The 19361-nt window shown below is 37.5% G+C and carries 19 protein-coding genes; 17 read left to right on the top strand and 2 right to left on the bottom strand.

The window, feature by feature from the left end:
* The first annotated feature begins 284 nt into the window (after nt 1-284).
* From AC4BB7_RS11030 to AC4BB7_RS10975, 12 genes are all read left to right on the top strand, one after another.
* Nucleotides 285-3098 carry an isopeptide-forming domain-containing fimbrial protein gene (locus AC4BB7_RS11030; RefSeq protein WP_490483044.1) on the top strand — a complete coding sequence of 938 codons (2814 nt, stop codon included), beginning with the start codon at nt 285-287 and terminating at the stop codon, nt 3096-3098.
* Nucleotides 3099-3114: 16 nt separating this feature from the next.
* Nucleotides 3115-3465, top strand: coding sequence for an LPXTG cell wall anchor domain-containing protein (locus tag AC4BB7_RS11025; protein WP_490483043.1), 351 nt, complete (start codon nt 3115-3117; stop codon nt 3463-3465).
* A complete protein-coding gene (locus AC4BB7_RS11020; RefSeq protein ID WP_490483042.1) occupies nt 3462-4271 on the top strand; it encodes a WxL domain-containing protein in 810 nt (269 codons plus the stop codon). Before AC4BB7_RS11025 ends, AC4BB7_RS11020 begins: the two co-directional genes overlap by 4 nt.
* Before the next feature lie 68 nt (nt 4272-4339).
* Nucleotides 4340-5173 (top strand): WxL domain-containing protein, encoded by an 834-nt coding sequence (locus AC4BB7_RS11015; RefSeq protein WP_490483041.1) that lies wholly within the window; start codon nt 4340-4342, stop codon nt 5171-5173.
* A gap of 112 nt (nt 5174-5285) precedes the next feature.
* Nucleotides 5286-6365 carry a WxLIP family cell surface protein gene (locus AC4BB7_RS11010; RefSeq protein WP_490483040.1) on the top strand — a complete coding sequence of 360 codons (1080 nt, stop codon included), beginning with the start codon at nt 5286-5288 and terminating at the stop codon, nt 6363-6365.
* 24 nt (nt 6366-6389) lie between these two features.
* Nucleotides 6390-7067 carry a hypothetical protein gene (locus AC4BB7_RS11005; RefSeq protein ID WP_086314058.1) on the top strand — a complete coding sequence of 226 codons (678 nt, stop codon included), beginning with the start codon at nt 6390-6392 and terminating at the stop codon, nt 7065-7067.
* A 13-nt stretch (nt 7068-7080) separates the two neighbouring features.
* The gene (gene lepB, locus AC4BB7_RS11000) at nt 7081-7707 is read left to right on the top strand and encodes a signal peptidase I (RefSeq protein ID WP_490483039.1); all 627 of its coding nucleotides are present in this window, start codon (nt 7081-7083) and stop codon (nt 7705-7707) included.
* Nucleotides 7708-7732: 25 nt separating this feature from the next.
* Entirely contained in the window at nt 7733-8419 is a 687-nt protein-coding gene (locus tag AC4BB7_RS10995) for a winged helix-turn-helix domain-containing protein (RefSeq protein WP_490483038.1), read from the top strand.
* A gap of 516 nt (nt 8420-8935) precedes the next feature.
* Nucleotides 8936-9550, top strand: a complete 615-nt coding sequence (locus tag AC4BB7_RS10990) for a MarR family winged helix-turn-helix transcriptional regulator (protein ID WP_490483037.1) — start codon at nt 8936-8938, stop codon at nt 9548-9550.
* Nucleotides 9551-9755: 205 nt separating this feature from the next.
* Complete coding sequence (locus tag AC4BB7_RS10985; RefSeq protein ID WP_490483036.1) at nt 9756-10325, top strand: DUF1836 domain-containing protein; 570 nt, start codon at nt 9756-9758, stop codon at nt 10323-10325.
* Nucleotides 10318-11175: a DegV family protein gene (locus AC4BB7_RS10980; protein ID WP_086313541.1), complete on the top strand. Its 858-nt coding sequence runs from the start codon at nt 10318-10320 to the stop codon at nt 11173-11175. The genes AC4BB7_RS10985 and AC4BB7_RS10980 overlap by 8 nt, the downstream gene beginning before the upstream one ends.
* A gap of 195 nt (nt 11176-11370) precedes the next feature.
* Nucleotides 11371-12036, top strand: coding sequence for an MIP family channel protein (locus tag AC4BB7_RS10975; RefSeq protein WP_086313540.1), 666 nt, complete (start codon nt 11371-11373; stop codon nt 12034-12036).
* A gap of 81 nt (nt 12037-12117) precedes the next feature.
* Here the strand turns inward: AC4BB7_RS10975 and AC4BB7_RS10970 are convergent, their stop codons facing one another.
* A complete protein-coding gene (locus tag AC4BB7_RS10970; RefSeq protein ID WP_086313539.1) occupies nt 12118-12885 on the bottom strand; it encodes an SDR family NAD(P)-dependent oxidoreductase in 768 nt (255 codons plus the stop codon).
* A 163-nt stretch (nt 12886-13048) separates the two neighbouring features.
* Between AC4BB7_RS10970 and AC4BB7_RS10965 the strand changes: the two genes are divergently transcribed.
* Nucleotides 13049-13432, top strand: coding sequence for a MerR family transcriptional regulator (locus tag AC4BB7_RS10965; RefSeq protein WP_490483035.1), 384 nt, complete (start codon nt 13049-13051; stop codon nt 13430-13432).
* 45 nt (nt 13433-13477) lie between these two features.
* On the opposite strand, the gene AC4BB7_RS10960 is transcribed toward AC4BB7_RS10965, so the two are convergent.
* Nucleotides 13478-14437, bottom strand: coding sequence for a S66 family peptidase (locus AC4BB7_RS10960; protein ID WP_490483034.1), 960 nt, complete (start codon nt 14435-14437; stop codon nt 13478-13480).
* Nucleotides 14438-14622: 185 nt separating this feature from the next.
* Between AC4BB7_RS10960 and yycF the strand changes: the two genes are divergently transcribed.
* The 4 genes from yycF to AC4BB7_RS10940 are packed head-to-tail and all read left to right on the top strand — an operon-like array spanning nt 14623 to nt 19348.
* Complete coding sequence (gene yycF, locus AC4BB7_RS10955; RefSeq protein ID WP_086313537.1) at nt 14623-15327, top strand: response regulator YycF; 705 nt, start codon at nt 14623-14625, stop codon at nt 15325-15327.
* A 6-nt stretch (nt 15328-15333) separates the two neighbouring features.
* Nucleotides 15334-17163 carry a cell wall metabolism sensor histidine kinase WalK gene (gene walK / locus AC4BB7_RS10950; RefSeq protein ID WP_086313536.1) on the top strand — a complete coding sequence of 610 codons (1830 nt, stop codon included), beginning with the start codon at nt 15334-15336 and terminating at the stop codon, nt 17161-17163.
* A complete protein-coding gene (locus tag AC4BB7_RS10945; protein WP_490483033.1) occupies nt 17160-18467 on the top strand; it encodes a YycH family regulatory protein in 1308 nt (435 codons plus the stop codon). The genes walK and AC4BB7_RS10945 overlap by 4 nt, the downstream gene beginning before the upstream one ends.
* Nucleotides 18467-19348, top strand: coding sequence for a two-component system regulatory protein YycI (locus AC4BB7_RS10940; protein WP_086313534.1), 882 nt, complete (start codon nt 18467-18469; stop codon nt 19346-19348). The genes AC4BB7_RS10945 and AC4BB7_RS10940 overlap by 1 nt, the downstream gene beginning before the upstream one ends.
* Nucleotides 19349-19361 lie beyond the last annotated feature (13 nt).

Below are 19361 nucleotides of genomic sequence, written 5' to 3'. Positions count from 1 at the left end.
AAAAATAAATTTGATAATGTAAGCATATAAAAGTTTGGGATAAAATAATTTTTGTAGAAAATTCGTGAGAAGTGACTAATTTAATAATACTATAAACCAGAAAAATAGAAAAATATTTCGAATACAACTACTCTTAGTTTTCAATTTTTATACCAACCATCGTTTAAAAGAAGCTAAAACATATAAGGAAGTAACTCTTGTATGATCGGCAAGGTTTCCTTTAAATGTAGGCTGCTATAAAAAATGAAATATATACTATTATTTACTATGAAAGGAGGAGAAATGTGAAAAAAAATAAAAATACTCAAAAAATCACTTTCTCTATGATTGCGCTTATGGCTATAGTGGGAATATTCTTCTTAGGAAAAAATGTGTTAGCGCATGAAACAAGTGATGGGGAGAATGACTCAGCACAATTAACAAATAAAGTTATGGATTCATTGAGCAACGATAAACTAGCGTTGTCTCCTGGAACAAGGGCAAGGTGGAATAAACTACCAGATTTTAATTGGCGATTGTTAGATACAGACGATATAGATTTGTCAACGTTTCAAAAAGTAGATGTGAATACCCCTGTTAAATTAACGGGTGGAGCCTTCTCCACTACTCAGAGAGATTATTACATGTATTTCGGTCATCCTTCTAGAGGAGAGGTATTCAACCATGATACTGGTAAGTTCGAAGGGACATATTTCTATACGGAAATAGATATGACAGATAAACGGACTTTAGCATTAACAGGTCCAGCTATGATTGGTGTGAAAAAAGGAACAAGTGGGAAGCAACAAGTATTTGGCTATGATTATGATTATGTTAATGGAGGATATGGGGCTTCTAATAGTAGCTTTGATATTGGTGTGTTAGATGATTTAACAGGAAAAATATCTGCATCAGGGTTAGTATATAAGCCATCAGAATCTACCGCCGCACGTGAGTACATTACTGAACAATATGTGAAAGAGAATGAAATTGTTTCATATGGCTATTTTATGCAAGAGGTTAGAAACACTTATCCGCCGAAATATGAATATTTACCAGTAAGAGTTCATGGCTATGTAGCTAATTTTAAAAAGGGTAGAGTTCGTTATGATGTTAGTTTTTATAATCAACGTGGCCAACAGACAAGCTTTGGAGTGACTCACTCTTCCCATATGGATGTTGGTGGGAACCATAGGTCTTCTAGGTTATTTTCATATGGGACAGGGGGGTTGTATTTCAATGAACCCGATAAGACAATCGCAGATGGGATTCCAGCTCGTATTTATTTTTATACAAATATTGGTTATCCAGAAGGTAGTAATATGCCAACAGAATATCTGTGGGGGGATCTAGGTGGCAATCTAAACAAAGTAGGCTACTTTAAGTTTATGATAGGAACTAGCTTTGTTGAAAAGGCTGGAAGTCAGGATGAACCATATCGTCCTTGGTCCAATAACTACCTACCGATGCATGAGGAATACGTTTTAAAACACCCTGTTTTCATGATGAGGTGGCCAAAGATAACCGTTCCAAATGATAGCGTCGGAACCGCAACTTTAGATATGTCAATCGAAGAACCAGAACTCTTGAAACCTACTGCAGAGAAGTCATACAAGAACACGACATCACTCAATGGAGAGAACATGGTTGGAGATATTCTTGATTTTGAAGTTATAGCTTCAAATGATGGAGACATGAACCCTTGGCCACAAGTGACTTTAGAAGATAAATTACCACCAGAATTAGAACTAGATACTCGTTCACTTGTAATGGTTGATGTAAATGGAATAGAGACATCGTTACCTGCCTCTATTTATGATCCAGGCACACACACTTTTGCAATTGGCAAATATGATATTGAAGCGAAAAAATCAATAGCTATTAAGTATAAAGCAAAAATCGTGGGTGGTGCGCAAACAATGATCATCAATCGTTTTAAAGCATACAATGACAAAAACGATGAAGATGAAGCCGAACTTAGTATTCTAGTGAAAGGAGAACCCGCCAAACCAGAAGCGGCTAAAACATACACCAATAACACGTCAACGGACGGAAAAGATCGAATTGATGACAGTCTTACTTTCGAATTAAGTGCATCAAATACAGGAGAAGCCTCTTGGCAAGAAGTGGGCTGGAAAGATGAGTATCCAGCAGAATTAGAATTAGATAAAGAGTCCTTCGTCTTAGTAGATGACAAAGGCGTAGAAAAGAAAGTTACACCTATTTTTCATGCATCACTTCCTTCATTTACAGTAAGTGATACACCACTAGAGGTACAACCAGGGAAAAAAATAACCCTAAGATATAAAGCAAAAATCATCTCTGGTGAAGGAACGACGATTACCAATAAAGTTACAGCTTATACAGTGAGTGATTCGACCAAAAAAGCAGAGGCTCAAGTGGCGATTCCAGTATTTCCCAAAAAACCTTTGACCAAAGACCTCACTATCCACTTTGTAAATAAGGCCGGTGAAAAAATTGCGGAGCCGATTATCCGAAGTGAAACGATTGGTTCGATTGTCAAGTTGAAAGAAGAGGCAGAGACTGTCGGTTCAGCTCTTTACAATGCGATCAAAGCGGTCGAAGCGAACCAATTTAAACTCGTTGAGCGCCCCGCGAATGAAGCCTCTGTTGAAATTATTGACGGAGTCAATGAAGTGACCTATGTATTTGATGGAAAACTTCTGCTTTATTCTGCACCCAATAGAATTAATTTCAGTACCCACAAATATGATGGGAAAACCACAAGGGTGAACGCCCCGGCATACGACCAAGATTTGGTGGTCAAAGATGGCCGTTCTGTCAAAGATAAATGGACCTTAACGGCGAAGTTAACAGCTGAAATGACCCATATAGATCCTGCTCATAAAGACAGTGTCTTAAAAAATGCGATTCGTTATGTATATGAAGGGAAAGAAATCATCTTAGACAAGGGTGCTCAGCCGATCATGGTTCATACAAATGAGGCAGAGAAAGAACTCTATAACATTAGTACCACATGGAATGGCACCAAAGCAGGCGACGGCTTCAAGTTAGAAGTTGACCCAGGCGATGTTAAAAAATTAGGCAGCTACCAAGGAGAAATTCTATGGGAACTCGCAGCGACGCCGGATCCGTAAGAGAAGGAGGAGAGATATGAAAAAAAGCTATAAACGACTATTTTTCGCTCTGTTACTTCTTGTAGGAATTGGAGCGGCGAATACCCAAAAGGCCTTGGCCGAGGGTGGCCAAGTCACGACCAATGGTGTAGTTGGTTTCTATGAAGAATCAAGTACTGAACCGACACAGTCTAGTACCAGTGAACCGTCAACGGCAACCAGTTCTTCTAAAGAGTTGCCCATTACAAAACCGAAAGGCCGCTTGCCGAGTACCGGTGAGCTCATTCAAAGTCCGTATACATGGGTGGGCGTGTTGTTGGCTGTCGGAGCCTTGATCTTGTTTCGACGAGCGAAGAAAAATCGGTCAGCGAAGGAGGGGAATCAATGAGTGATTTAAAAACAATTATTCCTCTTTCCTGCTTGGCTCTCTTAGCGCTAGGCTCACCCCTTACTAGTTATGCCGAAAGCAGTGATGTAACAGGGACTGGAAACATCGAAATGACAGGGGGCATCCTGAAACAGCCGATCGATCCAGAAAACCCAGAAATCCCCGTTGATCCGGGGCCAAGCCCGTCAACAGACGGTCCATTACGCATCGATTTTGTGTCATCATTCCACTTTGGACATAATAAAATCGAGGAAAAAAACCGACAGTTTTACGCGAATGCCCAATTGTTTCACGACGGGACAACGCCCAGAGGGAGTTATATCCAAATTACGGATGAGCGTTCGGATAAAAAAGGGTGGACCTTACAAGTACGCCAAGAATATCAATTTAGAAATACGATCATTCAAGAAAAAGAAGCCCAAGAATTAAAAGGAGCGACCTTGTCTTTAGACCACGGTTGGGCCAATAGTGTCTATACGTGGGAAACCCCGCCGATCGTGACGAAAGATACCATTGAAATTTCAGAGTTGGCCATGACGCAAAACATTGCGATTGCCGAAATAGGCAGTGGGAAAGGTCAATGGACGATTGAATTTGGCGCATCGGAAACGAATAAAAACCAACAAAAAAATACTCTATTTCCAAAAACGACCCCATCTGGTGATGCCATCGTAGACCCAGATTTTGAGAATCAACCAGTTTATGGAAACACCGCTATTTTCTTATCTGTTCCAGAGAGAACAGAAATCAAACCAGTGCAATATGAAACAGAATTGACCTGGATCTTGGCAGCCTTGCCAACTTAATTGGAGTTCACTTGTGCAAGCAAGTAACTATATATAAAACACACATATATCTTTAGGAGGAAAACACAATGAAAACAAGAACACTATGTACCGTTGCTTTAGCAGCCATCGTTTCAGCATCACTAGCAGGGAGCGCAACAGCTTTTGCGGATGAGCACTCATTAAAAGGAAAAGGAATCATTGAAATCATTGAAGACAATGGGGACAATGAAGACATCGATCCAGAGAAACCAGGGACAATCAAGCCAGAAGATCCAAACACTGTAGATAAAAACCCAGTCTTTGGTCCAATTACGATTGACCGTGTAGCGGTGTTGAATTTTGGGCAACAAAAAGTATCGACAAAAACAGAAACATACACAGCCGCAGAAATTCCAGTAACAGAAGTGGCTCCAGATGGGACAGAAACAGCAGGAAAAGTACGTGGACCATACGTACAATGGACAGACAAACGTGCTGGAGATGACCACACGTATTCTATCAAAGCTGAAATGACAAAACAATTTACACACACAACAAAAACAACGAAATCACTAGATAAAGCAACGATTGCTTACACAAATGGCTTATTAAATTCAACACAAGAAAATATTAACTATTGGCCAGCAGGAGAACCAACAAACTTCACATTAGGAAATGGCGCAACCAATCCAGGTGCCGGCAAACAGTTGGTCTTTGATAACACAGCGTCTACAGGAGCTGTTGGTTTAGGAACGTATTCTGCGGAATTCGGACAATCCGCTGACTTTACTGCAGCGGGGATTATACGTCCAGGTGCTTCTACTGCAGGTGTTGGTAAATCTGCTAGTTCAGTTTCCTTAAACGTACCAGCTCAAACCATTGAATTAGGCACTTACGAAGCAGATATCACATGGTCAATTGAATACACACCAGCACCTTAATTCGTGATACGAAACTAGGTGAACTACTCAGTTTAGTACTGAGGCGTACAAGCGGTTGGCAGTTTCTAACTGTCAGCCCTTGTTTATCTTATAAGTAAAGGAAGAAGATCGAATGAAATTAAAACGAACATACATGTTATTTTTGATGATGGCAATGATAAGCATCATCAGTACCAATCACTATACATATGCCAACGAACCCTCCGCACAAGATGCACAAGGGGCAACAGGTTTTTATTATGAACTCAATTATCCAGAGAATCAGAAAGAAGAAAATGGGTACTTTGATTTGAAGATGACACCAGGACAAAAACAAGAAGTCAGCCTCTTGATGAAAAATTTAGGGGAGAAAGAGTTAACGATCGGTATCAGCTTGAATGGTACAAGAACGAACTCTAGTGGTGTGATTGAATATGGCCCTAGCCAAATTGAAAAAGATGCGTCGTTAAAATTTGATTTTGTGGATTTAGTGAACGCCCCTGAAACAGTCACCTTAGCGCCTAAAGAAGAGAAAACGGTCCCGATTACGATTACAATGCCGGAAACGTCATATGATGGGATTATTGTTGGCGGAATTCAATTAAAAACGATTGAAGGGGAGAACCAAGAAGAAAAACCCGCAAAAGAAGGGGCGAATATCGCCAATAAATATGCCTATGTCATTGCGATGGTGTTACAAGAAACAGACAAAGAAGTCAAACCAGAACTAGCCTTGAACAAAGTAGAAGTAGGCCAATTCAATTATCGTAATACGATTTTTGTGGATGTCTCCAATACTCAGGCAGCATTTTTACGAAAATTATCAATGGAAGTCCAAATAACGCCAAAAGGCAAAGCGGAAGTGCTATACGAAACCAAGAAATCAAGCATTAATATCGCCCCCAACACCTTTTTGCATTTCCCCGTTACGATGAATGGGGAAAAGATGGTGCCAGGAACCTATACAGCGAATATCCTTGCGAAAGCTGGGGATCAAAAATGGACATGGCAGGAAGACTTCACCATTACAGACGAACAAGCAGATAAATTTAACCAAGATGATGTCGATTTAGTGCGGGAAAAAGGCGTGAATTGGCCCTTGATCATAGGGGTAGCGGTAGGAATATTTGTGATCGTCATTGGTCTTATTGGCGGAATCCGTTTCGTGAATACCAAAAAGAAGAAAACAGAAAGAAAAAACAGAAAGAAATAGACCGAAGTAAGGTAGGGTAAAGAAATGACTGTATTGGAAATAACCATACTCGTCCTTCTAACATTGACGATACTGAGCGGATTGCTTTTCCTTCTGTGCGTATTGATTTCTGTCAAACTAACCAAAGAAGCCAAACAACTGGCAAAAAAACGAGGAAAAGGGGCCAAACGAAAACGACAACTTGCTCGAAAACGGAAACACTTACAAGGACAAAAGAAGAAAAACAAGCGTCGAACACTCCTTTTTTTGGTCGTCACGTTTCTATTTTTTGGGGGAAGTCAATTGGTAGCCTATTACCAATCAATGAGCCTAAGTCATGAAGATGAAGAGTCCGTTGTAAAAAGTTACTTTTTATTGAATGATTTTGATGAGCAGTTGGAAAAGGCGAAAACAGAAAGTGAACGTAAGGAAAAACTAGATGGAAATATCCGCTACTTAGCGAGCGCTATTACGAGTTATGGTGCGAATCGAGCGAGTGATTTGAACACAGAAGAAGGTCAGTTGATCTTGAATCGTTACTATAAGGCGATGTTGGATCTTGGCACGAATGCGATGCGCATGACGGATGGTTTTTATGGGAATGAAGAAGTGATCGCAGGGTATCAAGAAGATATCAACCGAATACGTGGGTACCAAAAGAAAGTCTTTGAATTGTACAAAGTCGATGAAGCAGCCCTAAAAAAAGCCAAAAGCAATTCTTGAGTAGGATCGGATCATGAGCGCAAAAAAACAAACAGGTAAACCGAAGAACAAACGATCTAGAAATAGTCAATCCATTCAGCGAACGAAGAAGAACAAGCAGGCACTAAACAAACTAGTTCGTCGTAAAAAGCGGAATAGACTGTTTATAGAAGTAATCTGTGGTATGGGCCTCCTTATTTTATTGATATATGCACAATCTTATTTCTTCTTCAGTTTAGCGAAAGTCGACAGCTACGCAATGAGTCCCACCTTGAAACTGGGGGAGTATGTCTTGATTGAAAAACAAGCCCCCATTCAGCGTCAAGCGATCGTGTTGATTAAACGCAAAAGTGCACAGAAATCAGAGTTAAGACGTATTATTGGGTTGCCCACAGAAAAAATAGCCTATCAAAATGACCAACTGTTCATAAATGAAGAAGAACGAGCAGAACCGTTTATCGCTTCGGAAAAAAAAGCGGCGTTTGAGAATGGCTTTGTCTACACGAAAGATTTTAGTTTCTATGAATTAACTGGAGTTGAAACCATCCCAAAAGATACCTATTTTGTGATGGGAGATAACCGCTTGTATTCAACGGATAGTCGAGAGTACAGTGTGATAAAAAAAGAAGAGATTATTGGTGTGGTGAATACAAGTCGGTAATAAGAGAGGTGGAGAGGAGAATAAGATGTACAGAGTAGGAATAGTGACGTTTGGAGAAGAGAACCTGAATGACGTACAATGGCCAAACGAGTGGCAAGTGGGAGTCATTGACACACAAGAACCGTTAGAAAAAAATACGTATGATTTACTTCTTTTTTATGAACAATCGATGGAACAGATTGCGAAGATTTGCGAATATATATTGCATACAAGAAAAGTGACCAATGCCTTATTATGGGTTTGGACAACGTTAGAAAGCGAAAGTACCCGAAAAGTTTACCGAAGTTTGGGAGTCGATGGAGTAGTGACGGATCAATTGACGGTAGAAGAGTGGTTACTGACATTGACGAATCATTTAAATCGTTTTAAGACGAAAGGAACGCCCCGAGAGGAAGAGCCTTTTGTGAAAGCACCAGCAGGAGAGATCTTGCTTAACGGAAGAAATAGCACAGTAAAGATCGGAGATCAAAAAGCGATACGGTTAACCCGATTAGAATACCAAGTATTGGACTTATTATATCGAAATGTGGGACAAGTAGTAACGTATGAGGAAATCTGGGAAGAGATATGGCAACAAGACGGAGAAGAGTCTAATCTATATCGAGTCAGTAATATCATTTTTCACCTACGAAGTAAAATCGAACAAGACATCAAACAACCCAAAGTGATTAAAACAGTTCGTTCTAGAGGTTATTGGTTGGATAATGTTTAAATAACAGTGAATAACAAGTTTAGAAAACTGAAAAAGTAGCATAGATATAACGGCTCTTTGCCAACTAATGTTGGTGAAGAAAATCCAAAGAATTAAATCAATAAATATGATTCCTAGAGGAACTTCTCTCTAGGTTTTTTGTTTTCTTGAAAAAGAATGGTGCCAAAATACTTTTAAGCAATTTTCGTTAAAAGTAATGTTTAAGCCTAGAGTATCTAAGGCATTTTTGATAAAATGTTATATAGGACATCTTGATTTCCTCCTTTTTGAATGGTTTTAGACGACTTAATTCTAAAGGGTTTCAGGGTGTCTTTTCTATTTTTTGTATTAAAAAAGATATTGGTGATTCCTCACCAACATCAGAAAGTATCGTGCCTTTTTTTATTATAAAGGTAGCTTTTTAAATTTTTTAGCCTATATAAATTGCTTTTTTTATTCAATATTGACAAAAACAACAGGTACCTTTATAATATAAATCAGGTACCTGAATTATAATCAATAATGGAGGACTAAATTATGGAAGAACAAACATTGATTGAACAATTTTTACGATTACAAGCAATGATGCAAAAATATTTTATGAAACGTCGTAGAGAACATGGACCTTTTGGTAATCCTCATAGAGGGCAAGGAAGAGTGCTGAATTTATTAAAACTTAAACCTGAAACAACTCAAAAAGAGCTATCTTATTTGCTGGATATGAGACCTCAATCACTAGGAGAATTATTAGGTAAGTTAGAGAGAAATGGATATATTAACCGCGAACCGTTGGAAAGTGATCGTCGCGTGATGGTGATTCGATTGACAGAGGCGGGAAGAGCAGCAGCTGATAATAACAAGCAAGAAGAAGAAACACTTTTTGATGTACTGTCAGAATCAGAACAAGAATCGTTCAAAAATATTATGAACAAATTACTGGAAGCTTTAGAAGATGAAATTCCAGAAGAAGAGCGTGATTTTAGAGGAGCACATAAACACGGCAGACATAGAAGTCATGGTTTTGGTCGAGGACCTGGAAAAATGGATCCCCGTGATTTATTTGGAGTACCTGATTTTCCGAATAGGGGAAAATTTGACTTTGACCCATTTAAACGCAGCGATGAAGAGGATGATGGGTTTAATGATTTTTAAGCCTAGAGAAGGCAATAGAGTTTCTTGATTATTAGGAATAAAAAGAGAATTCACTTTTTATTCGGATTTCATGTGAGTGGGATATGACTCGTAGAGTTATGTTTCACTCGTTTTTTTATTAATTTTTCAATCTGGTTATCAAAACTAGATTGAATGTTTTTCAAAATAATGTTAAACTGTTTTAGTAAATAGAAGGAGGGATCTTGTGAATGAATTAAAAGCCTCTTTACAAATTTGGGGAAAAGAATTGGAAGATGTCCATTTACCAAGATGGCATGAATTACCCGAATTAGAATTATATATGGATCAAGTGATCACACTTGTTGAACGCTACTTGTCACCAGTTATTTTAAAAGAAAAACATACATTACTCACCTCATCAATGGTCAACAACTATGTGAAATTAGGACTGATTCCAGCACCTATTAAAAAAAGGTATAATCAAAAACATCTCGCTTTTTTAATCGCAATTACGTTATTAAAACAAGTTTTAACAATACCAGAAATCAAGCAAGGTATTCTTTATCAAGGAGCAGCGGTTGGGATTCGTGAAGCTTATAATTTGTTTTGCGACGAGCAAGAAGCAGCTATAGCAGTTGTTGTTGCACAAGCGTTAGACAAGGAACCAGTTGCGGCATTTGATCAACCGATACCCGTAGAATTTTTGATTGTAAAAAGCGCAACGTTATCGTTTGCAACAAAATTGTTTACTGAAAAAGTCATTGAATTGGCACAAAAAAACTTAGAAGAAAATGGAGAACAAGAAAATGAATAAAGAAAAAATTGCTCTTTTAGTAGATTCAGGGACAGACGTGCCTCAAGAATTAGTTGAACAATATGGGATGTATATGATTCCGTTGCAGATCATTTATAAAGACCGTATTTATACAGATAAAGTCGATATCACACCAGAGGAAGTTTATGAACGCTTGCCTATAGAAATTCCTAGCACTTCGTTACCTGACGGTGAGACGATCACGAAAATTTTTGAAAAAATCAAAGCAGATGGCTATGAAAAAGTATTAGCTGTTACGATTTCTAGTGGGTTGAGCGGAACATTTAATGTTGTTCGTTTGATAGCAGAAGAATTTGATGGATTGGAAACATTTGTTTTAGATACTAAAAATATTGGAATTGGTAGTGGTCTTCAAGCTATTGAAGCTGCTAAAATAATTGAAGAAGGCCGCTCATGGGATGAAATCAAAATGACATTAACGACTAATGTGGCAAAATCTAAAGTCTTTTTCAATGTTGCAACGCTTGAATATTTACAAAAAGGTGGAAGAATTGGGTTAGTTGCTTCCATTTTAGGAAATGCTTTAAAATTGAATCCAATTATTTCATGTAATGGAGATGGTGTTTATCACACGGTTGCCAAAGCACGAGGTAGAAAAAAAAGTCTGGATAAAACCTTTGAATTAGTGAAAGCCTTCGTTGGAGACCATAAAAAATTTGTTTTGGCTGTTGCGCAAGGACAGGCGGTAGCAGAAGCAGAAACTTTCTACGAAAAATTGAAAGAACAGTTTCCTCAAGCAGAAAAAATTTATTTTGGTACGATCAGCCCTGCGCTAGTCGTTCATACTGGACCGGGGCTTATAGGAATCGGTATCCAACTTTTAGATTGATTTTGAATACCAACAAAGGAGCATTATTTAAATGCTTTTTGTTGGTATTTTTTTGATTTTCCTCATATGATTATATTTATCAATCATATTGAGATATTACTCATTAAATTTTCTCTCAATTTTAGTTGAAAGTATCAAGAAAATTTTCATGATTGTGATAATCTAGGTAAGAACATGGAGAAGGGAGGGAAATGTATGAAAAAAGCAATTGCAGAATGTCTTGGAACATTTATCTTGGTTTTCTTTGGTACGGCGACAGCTGTTTTAGGAGGCGGGATAGAAGGTATTGGCACAACAGGGATCGCTTTGGCTTTTGGCTTGACGATCATAGCAGCGGCTTATAGTATTGGTACGATTTCTGGTGCGCATTTGAATCCAGCAGTTTCTTTGGGAATGTGGGTCAATAAACGGATTTCAACAATGGATTTGATTTACTATATCATTGGACAAGTTGTTGGTGGTTTGATCGCTTCTTTTACTTTACTGTCAATTTTAAATGCTTCAGGAAGAGAAACAACAAACTTGGGTCAGAATGGCTTTGGTGATTTTAGCGCAATGGGTGCCTTAACAGTAGAAATTATTTTAACATTTATTTTTGTTTTGGTTATCATGACGGTCACAAGTGCTAAAAAAGGAAACGCAAAACTTGCAGGAATCGTGATTGGTTTGACGTTAACAATGATCCATTTGGTGGGAATTCCATTAACTGGCACATCTGTCAACCCAGCGAGAAGCTTAGGGCCAGCAATTTTTGCCGGTGGAGAAGCTTTATCTCAGGTTTGGGTATTTATCGTAGCTCCGCTGATAGGTGGCGTACTTGCAGCTATTGTTAGCAGATACTTATTGGATACTGAAGAGTAGACTTGTAAATTTTAAAATTAAATTGAGGCAGGGATGTGACTTTTAGAGTTATGTCCCTGTCTCAATTTATTTTTGACAACACTACAAATTGATAATTCCAGTTTGGTAATGGTCAAAAATAGGTCCTGATAAATTGAACTCAAATGTATCGCGGTCAACTAGCCCAACAACTTCTTGACTTTGATAGAGATCAATAAGAAGTTGCGCCATTTCTTTTGCTGTGTGAAATGTGGTAAAACCTTTGGTATAATCGTAAGTTTTTGACCCATTCGCAACTTGAGCAAATTCTGTTTCAGTTGCAGCTGGAGCTAAGACCTTTGCTTTAAGTTGGGCTTTTTTTGCTTGCAATTCTAAAGCGATAGCTTCAGTAAAGGCACTTACATAAAATTTTGTAGCGCAATACGTAGCAGCATTGGCAACATTTTTATATCCACCAGCAGAAGAAATATTGATCAACTGCGTATTTTCTTTGTCTTTATAGTCTGTGACATAAAGAGAGGATAATAATGTCAAAGCTTCAATATTTAAATGTAGCATTTGGCTAACTTTCGTTAAATCTTGATCAGCTACTGAATGATAGTAGCCAAAACCAGCATTATTGATCCATGTTTCAATATCATATCCTTTTAGAGAGCTGTAAAGAGCCAATACGTTTTTGCTTTGGGACAGATCAACTGTTTTAGTCAGAATCTCAAGTGTTGGATGCTTAGACAGAATTTCCTCTTTTAAGCGATCTAGTCGATCTTCTCTACGGGCAACTAAAATCAAATTTTTCCCGAGGTTCCCGAATTCTTTTGCCGTTTCCAAACCGATTCCTGAACTTGCCCCTGTGATTACTGTGTACTTCATACTGATTCCTCCTATTATTCAATGGTTTTAAAGCTAAATAATTCAACCTACAATAAACTTGTTTCCTCATAAAATGAACTAATGATAAAAACGAAGCTTGATGGTACAATCGAAGTATAAGGTTTAGAGTTTACTCTAACGCAAGGAGAAATTTAAAAAGGATGTGGAAAAAATTTACACGATTAGTGAATTTGCAAAAAAGATTGACATCAGCGAACATACACTGCGCTATTATGAAAAAGAGGGATTGATTAAACCATCTAGAGATGAACATAATTATCGTGTTTATGGAGAGGAAGATCTTGAGTGGGCGAAATTCGTGAATAAATTAAAAAAGACGGGTATCTCCTTAAAAGAAATCAAACGATATACCCAACTGAGAAACCTTGGTGATTCAACGATTACTCAACGTAAAAATTTATTATTAAACCATCGAATAAATATTATAGCTGAATATGAAAAAGCCAAAAGTCATTTAGAATTACTGGATAATAAAATTACATTGTACGAACAATTGGAAAAAGAATATAAAAAAGAAAGTCTCTAATGTTTGCTTCACTTATTTGTGAAGTCTCTATTAGAGGCTTTCTGTTTAAAAAAAGGTGATTTTTTTCTGTGAAGTATCGACAGTCGCTTGATCACCGATCGGAATCGTAAAAATCGGCTGCGTATGACCGAAGTTCATATCATAAATCACAGGAATTTCTCGTAATAAAGGATATTTTGCTAAAATAGCTAATAGTCGTTCTTCAGTCATTTCTGTTTCTTTTGGAAAACGTCCGATCAATAAGGCCTGAGGATGTCTTACGACTTGCAGCAAAGCAGCTAAACCACGAGCGAAATCATGATAGTCATCTTCTTCAGCATTTTCAACAAATAAAATAGAGCGTTCAAGGTCTGGTAAAAAGCGTGTACCAAACAGTAGTTGGAACGTACCTAAATTCCCACCGTAACATCTTCCGGTAACGGATTTCGAATGACTATAGACTTTCCATTTATTCTCATGTAATACTCGCTTAGGCTCGGGTAAATACCATTCGTCTTGGCTCCAAGACTCAGAGGCCGTCACATGAAAAGCTTTTTCATCAGTTGTTGCGTGTAAAAATGTTTCGGTTTGATAGTCCTGTAGCTCATCCATTTGAAAACTGGAAAAATGGGGACCCACATAGGTGAGTAACTTTGTTTTAGCTGTGATTGCATTACATAAAGCAGTAATATCACTGTAGCCGCAAAAAATTTTAGGGTGGCGTTTGATCAATTCAAAATCAAGGTAAGGCAGTAGTTCGTTGCTGTTGAATCCGCCGATGGCCGTTAGAATCCCTTTGACGTTGTCATCTGAAAAAGCTTCATGCAAATCTTTGACTCGACTCATGATCGAAGAAGAGCCTAACACATCTTGTTCATTTGTATGTTCAGAAAAGGTGACGTGAAAACCTAAATCTGTTAATTTTTTTTCAGCGGATTTAATTCCTAAATCTGTTAAACGTGAAAAACTGCTGGATGGCGCAATGACTCGAATTTCATCACCAGCTTGTAATCTTGGTGCTTTCATTTTATCGCTTCCTTTAAAAAAACTTATTCCTAATTATAGTCAGAAAACCTTTTTTTTTGCAAGATATAGATAAGAAAGAGTAAGGACTCTTTTATCAAAGATGAAACAGTGGACAAAATAAGGTATAATGAGGGAGAATATGTTTAGACTATGAAAAGACAAAAGAAAAAAGAGGTGCCTCTTATATGAAAAAAATATTAGTTGTAGATGATGAAAAGCCGATTTCAGAAATTGTGAAGTACAACCTTACAAAAGAAGGATATGAAGTTTTCACGGCTTACGATGGTGAAGAAGCTGTTGAAAAAGTGAAAGAAGTAGAACCAGATTTAATTATCTTAGATTTGATGTTACCAAAAATGGATGGTCTGGAAGTTGCCAGAGAAGTTCGCAAAACCTATGATATGCCGATCATTATGGTGACGGCCAAAGATTCTGAGATCGATAAGGTTTTAGGATTAGAATTAGGGGCAGATGATTATGTGACCAAACCGTTTTCTAATCGTGAACTTGTTGCCCGTGTCAAAGCGAACTTGCGTCGTGGCGCTACAAGTGCTAAAGAAGCAGAATCAACAACACAATCAGAACTTTCTATAGGAGACTTAACGATTCATCCTGATGCTTATATGGTATCAAAACGAGGCAGTAAAATCGAATTGACTCATCGTGAATTTGAATTGCTTTATTATTTAGCGAAACATATCGGACAAGTGATGACGCGCGAACATTTACTTCAAACGGTTTGGGGTTATGATTATTTTGGAGATGTTCGTACGGTTGACGTGACTGTACGTCGTTTAAGAGAGAAGATCGAAGATAGCCCAAGTCATCCAACTTACTTAGTCACTCGTCGTGGTGTCGGCTATTATCTTCGAAACCCTGAACAGGAGTAGTGATTTATGAAGAAAAAAGTTCACTTTTTTCAATCGGTAAATTTTAAGATTGCATTATCATTTATTTTGTTACTATTGATTGCGATTCAAATTATCGGTGGCTATTTTATCCGTGAGCTGGAATCGACAACGATCAATGATTATAAGCAAAATGTTGATCGACAAGTGACTCAGTTGGCAAGCACACTTAGTGCAAAATTAGGTGAAAAAGATCGAGAGCGAACAGAGGTCGACGCCGATTTGAAAAAGACCTTGAGTGATTTCTCTGGATCGGAAACGATCGAAGCTCGCGTTGTTGATGATAAAGGAATCGTAAGGGCAACAAGTGATTTAAATCGACAAGGAATCGTTGGAAAGAAAAATGATTATCGTGACTTGAACGATTTTAGTGCCAAAAAATATCCTGCGATGGATAATGAGAATCGTGTATATATCAATGTTCAGCCTATTCAATCCCCGACTGGCGACACTGTCATCGGGGTTCTTTATGTTAAAAGTAATACCGAAGGCAAGTACCAGGAGATCACAGACACAGCTCGTATCTTCTTTACGGCATCTATTATAGCTGGAGCGATTTCAATCATTGTGACTCTTTTGATTGCCAGATCGATTACTCAGCCGATTGGTGAGATGCGGGAACAAGCCTTACGAATTGCTAAAGGTGATTACACTGGAAAAGTAAAAGTTTATGGAAAAGATGAATTAGGTCAGCTAGCAGAAACGTTCAATCAACTCTCTGAACGAATTGAAGAAGCACAAGAAACGATGGAAGCAGAGCGGAATCGTTTAGATAGCGTGCTAGCACATATGACTGACGGTGTTATTGCAACAGATAGACGAGGGAAGGTCATTACGATCAATGAAATGGCACTTTCTTTATTGAATGTGAAGGATGAAGATGTGATCGGTTCTTCTTTACTAGAATTATTAGATATTGAAACGGATTATACATTGAGGAAATTATTAGAAGAACCAGAAGAAATTTTGATCGATCGTTCTTTGTCTTCAAGGGAAGAAGATCAAATGATCATTCGTGTTGATTTTGCAATGATTCGTCGAGAATCTGGATTTATTACTGGACTTGTTTGTGTGTTACATGACGTAACGGAGCAAGAAAAGAATGAACGGGAGCGTCGAGAGTTTGTTTCTAATGTTTCTCATGAATTGCGGACACCTTTAACTAGTATGAGAAGTTATATTGAAGCTTTAAGTGAAGGAGCTTGGGAAAATCCAGAAATTGCCCCTAATTTCTTAAAAGTTACGCTAGAAGAAACAGACCGCATGATCCGCATGATCAATGATTTATTGAATCTTTCAAGAATGGATTCTGGCAACGGAGAATTACAATTAGAATACGTCAATTTTAATGAATTGATTAATTTCGTTTTAGATCGTTTTGATATGATGGTTGAAGCGAATGATAAAAACTATACGATTCATCGTGAGTTTACAAAACGGGATCTTTGGGTGGAGTTAGATACAGATAAAGTGATTCAAGTATTGGATAATATTTTAAATAATGCTATCAAATACTCACCCGATGGCGGAGAAATCACCTGTCGTTTGCTTGAAACACATAATAATGTTGTGTTTAGTGTAACTGATCAAGGTCTAGGTATCCCCAAAAAAGATGTCAATAAAGTCTTTGAACGTTTCTATCGTGTAGACAAAGCCCGTGCGAGAGAGCAGGGTGGAACAGGTCTTGGTTTGGCGATTTCAAGAGAAGTGGTTAAGGCTCATAATGGGGCGATTTGGGTGGAAAGTCAGGAAGGTCAAGGGTCTACCTTTTATATCTCCTTGCCTTATGAACCTTATGAGGAGGACTGGTGGGAATGAAAATAACAGAAAAAATCGTAAGAATCGGTTTGGTTTTGTTAGTACTCCTAAGTTTGTACTTTTCTTTTAGTATTTGGATCAGTTCTGCAAAAAAAGAACAGCCTATAAAAAATGATTCTCAATTGACAAGTGCAGTTGTCAATGAGCGGATAGACACAGACGTATTTTTACCGTTGCGTTTAGTTCGTATGCAAGATGGAAAATCAGAAATGAATACTAGTGAGAACTTGATCACGAATATCCAAAATGAAATCAAGCACAGTTCGTTTGGGAAAATTGCTCAAACTGTTAGTGGAGACTTAGAACAATTTGAAAACTACCTGGCAATGGGGCAAGGTTTTGAATTACTTTATGAAGGACCATTTCTATTAAGAGAATATGTGTCCGTCTATAATTTAGAGTTAAATCTAACAGATATCGATGCTGATGAAATTTATTTTACTTGTATTCAGGTCGATCTAGCACAAAACAAAATTCGTTTTTTAGATTTTAACCGTAAAGATGTTTACGAAGCACCAATTACTATAAACAACGAAAAAGTCTTGAATTTAATGAATAAAGTTGGTGTGCAATATAACCAAATTTCTGAGCAACAAGCACTTGATGGGAAACATTATTACTTGTCAGAAGATCTAAAAATGAAAAAATATAGTTATATTTTAGCCTCTCAGCCAGTGACGAAGTTTCGAAATGCTTTTTTCTCGAATACAGACGATATTCAAACAAACGAAGATAGCAAGGATTTATCTTATACAAGCGGTAGTGAACGGCTAACTGCAGATGAAAAACTAGGAACAATCCACTTCAATGGCGATTTAGAGGCTAGAACAGTCAAAGATAATATTTACTCTGATAGTTTCAAGTATATAAAAAAACTAGGAACAAATATGGGGAATATTCGTTATTTTGATCGAACAGAGGCAGAGATCAATTATCGAACATTCGTAGAGGGATTTCCAGTCTTTAGTGAGAATGATAAAGGTCAAGTTCGGATTACGATCGGCAATGATAAAGCCGAAAAATCAAGTGTGGTCATCGAAACAAGCGTGGATACGATTCAAGTGCCGATTCCATCAGAAGAAGAAGTTACCTTGAAAAGTACAGAAAACTTATTAGAGCAGTTGATAGCAAATGGCGTAGATACTGAAAAAATCAATTCAATGATGATCGGTTATACTTGGCATAAAATCGAGGAAATAACCCAAGTAGTCGACCTGACTCCAGAATGGTATATTCGCTATGATAATAAATGGTATCCAGAGCGCGAATTAGTGGAACAATTGGCGAATTTGGAGGTGGAATAATGGACTTTAAACGAATTGAGTGGATTTTTTTCCTTGCCTTTTTAGGCTTAAATCTGTTTCTTTTTGGTATTTATCAAGAAGGGGTAAAAGAAGAGAGCAATGTTTCTTTTTCTGAGCAGACAGACAGTATTGAAAAGAGGTTGGGAAAGGATGGCATTTCGTATAAAGGTGTACTTTCTGGTGGAAAAAAAGAAGGATATTATTTGAGTGGTGAACAAACGAACTTTTATGATGCAATTCAAAATGAACGAGAAACGAGAGACCGTAATTTTTTTAAAAATGGAATCGAACTGATCGATAATTCATTAACTGCGTATCCTCAAATGAATTACACTCAAACGAGTTACTTTATTGATGAGAAGAATGTTAAAAAGTCTTTAGAAGCATTTTTAAACGATAAAGATAGCGTTTTGTTTGGCAATCAGTACCTTTATTTACCTGAATTTTCTACATTAGATGGTGAATTTCCAGAAGTCATTGTTTCTCAAAGTTATAAAAATATTCCTTTTAAAGATGATACGGCTCAAATTTCATTAAAGTTGGAAAAGTCAGATGAGTCAGATGGCCTACACAAAATTTATAAGTATACACAAACTCATATTCAAGGAATCGAAGAGTTGAGGGATAAGATGGATTTATCTTCTGAACGTGATGCTATTGAAACGTTGTATATCAATAATAAGATTCCTAGCAACGCGAAGATTACGTTTAGAGAGCTAGCTTATACAAGAATTTATAAAATTCGTGAGAAAAATGTGTATGTACCTGTATGGTTTGTTGGAATCAAGTCTAGTGGTAGTAATTTACAGATAGAACAGGTGAATGCCATGAGCAATACGATCATTACAAATAATACTGTGCCAAAGGTGGAAAATCAGTAGTGATGGTTGTATA

This window comes from Enterococcus sp. AAFC-DPL-5182, assembly GCF_058216605.1.
The sequence above is the reverse complement of the archived record's forward strand: the minus strand, read 5'-3'. Positions and strand labels throughout refer to the sequence as shown.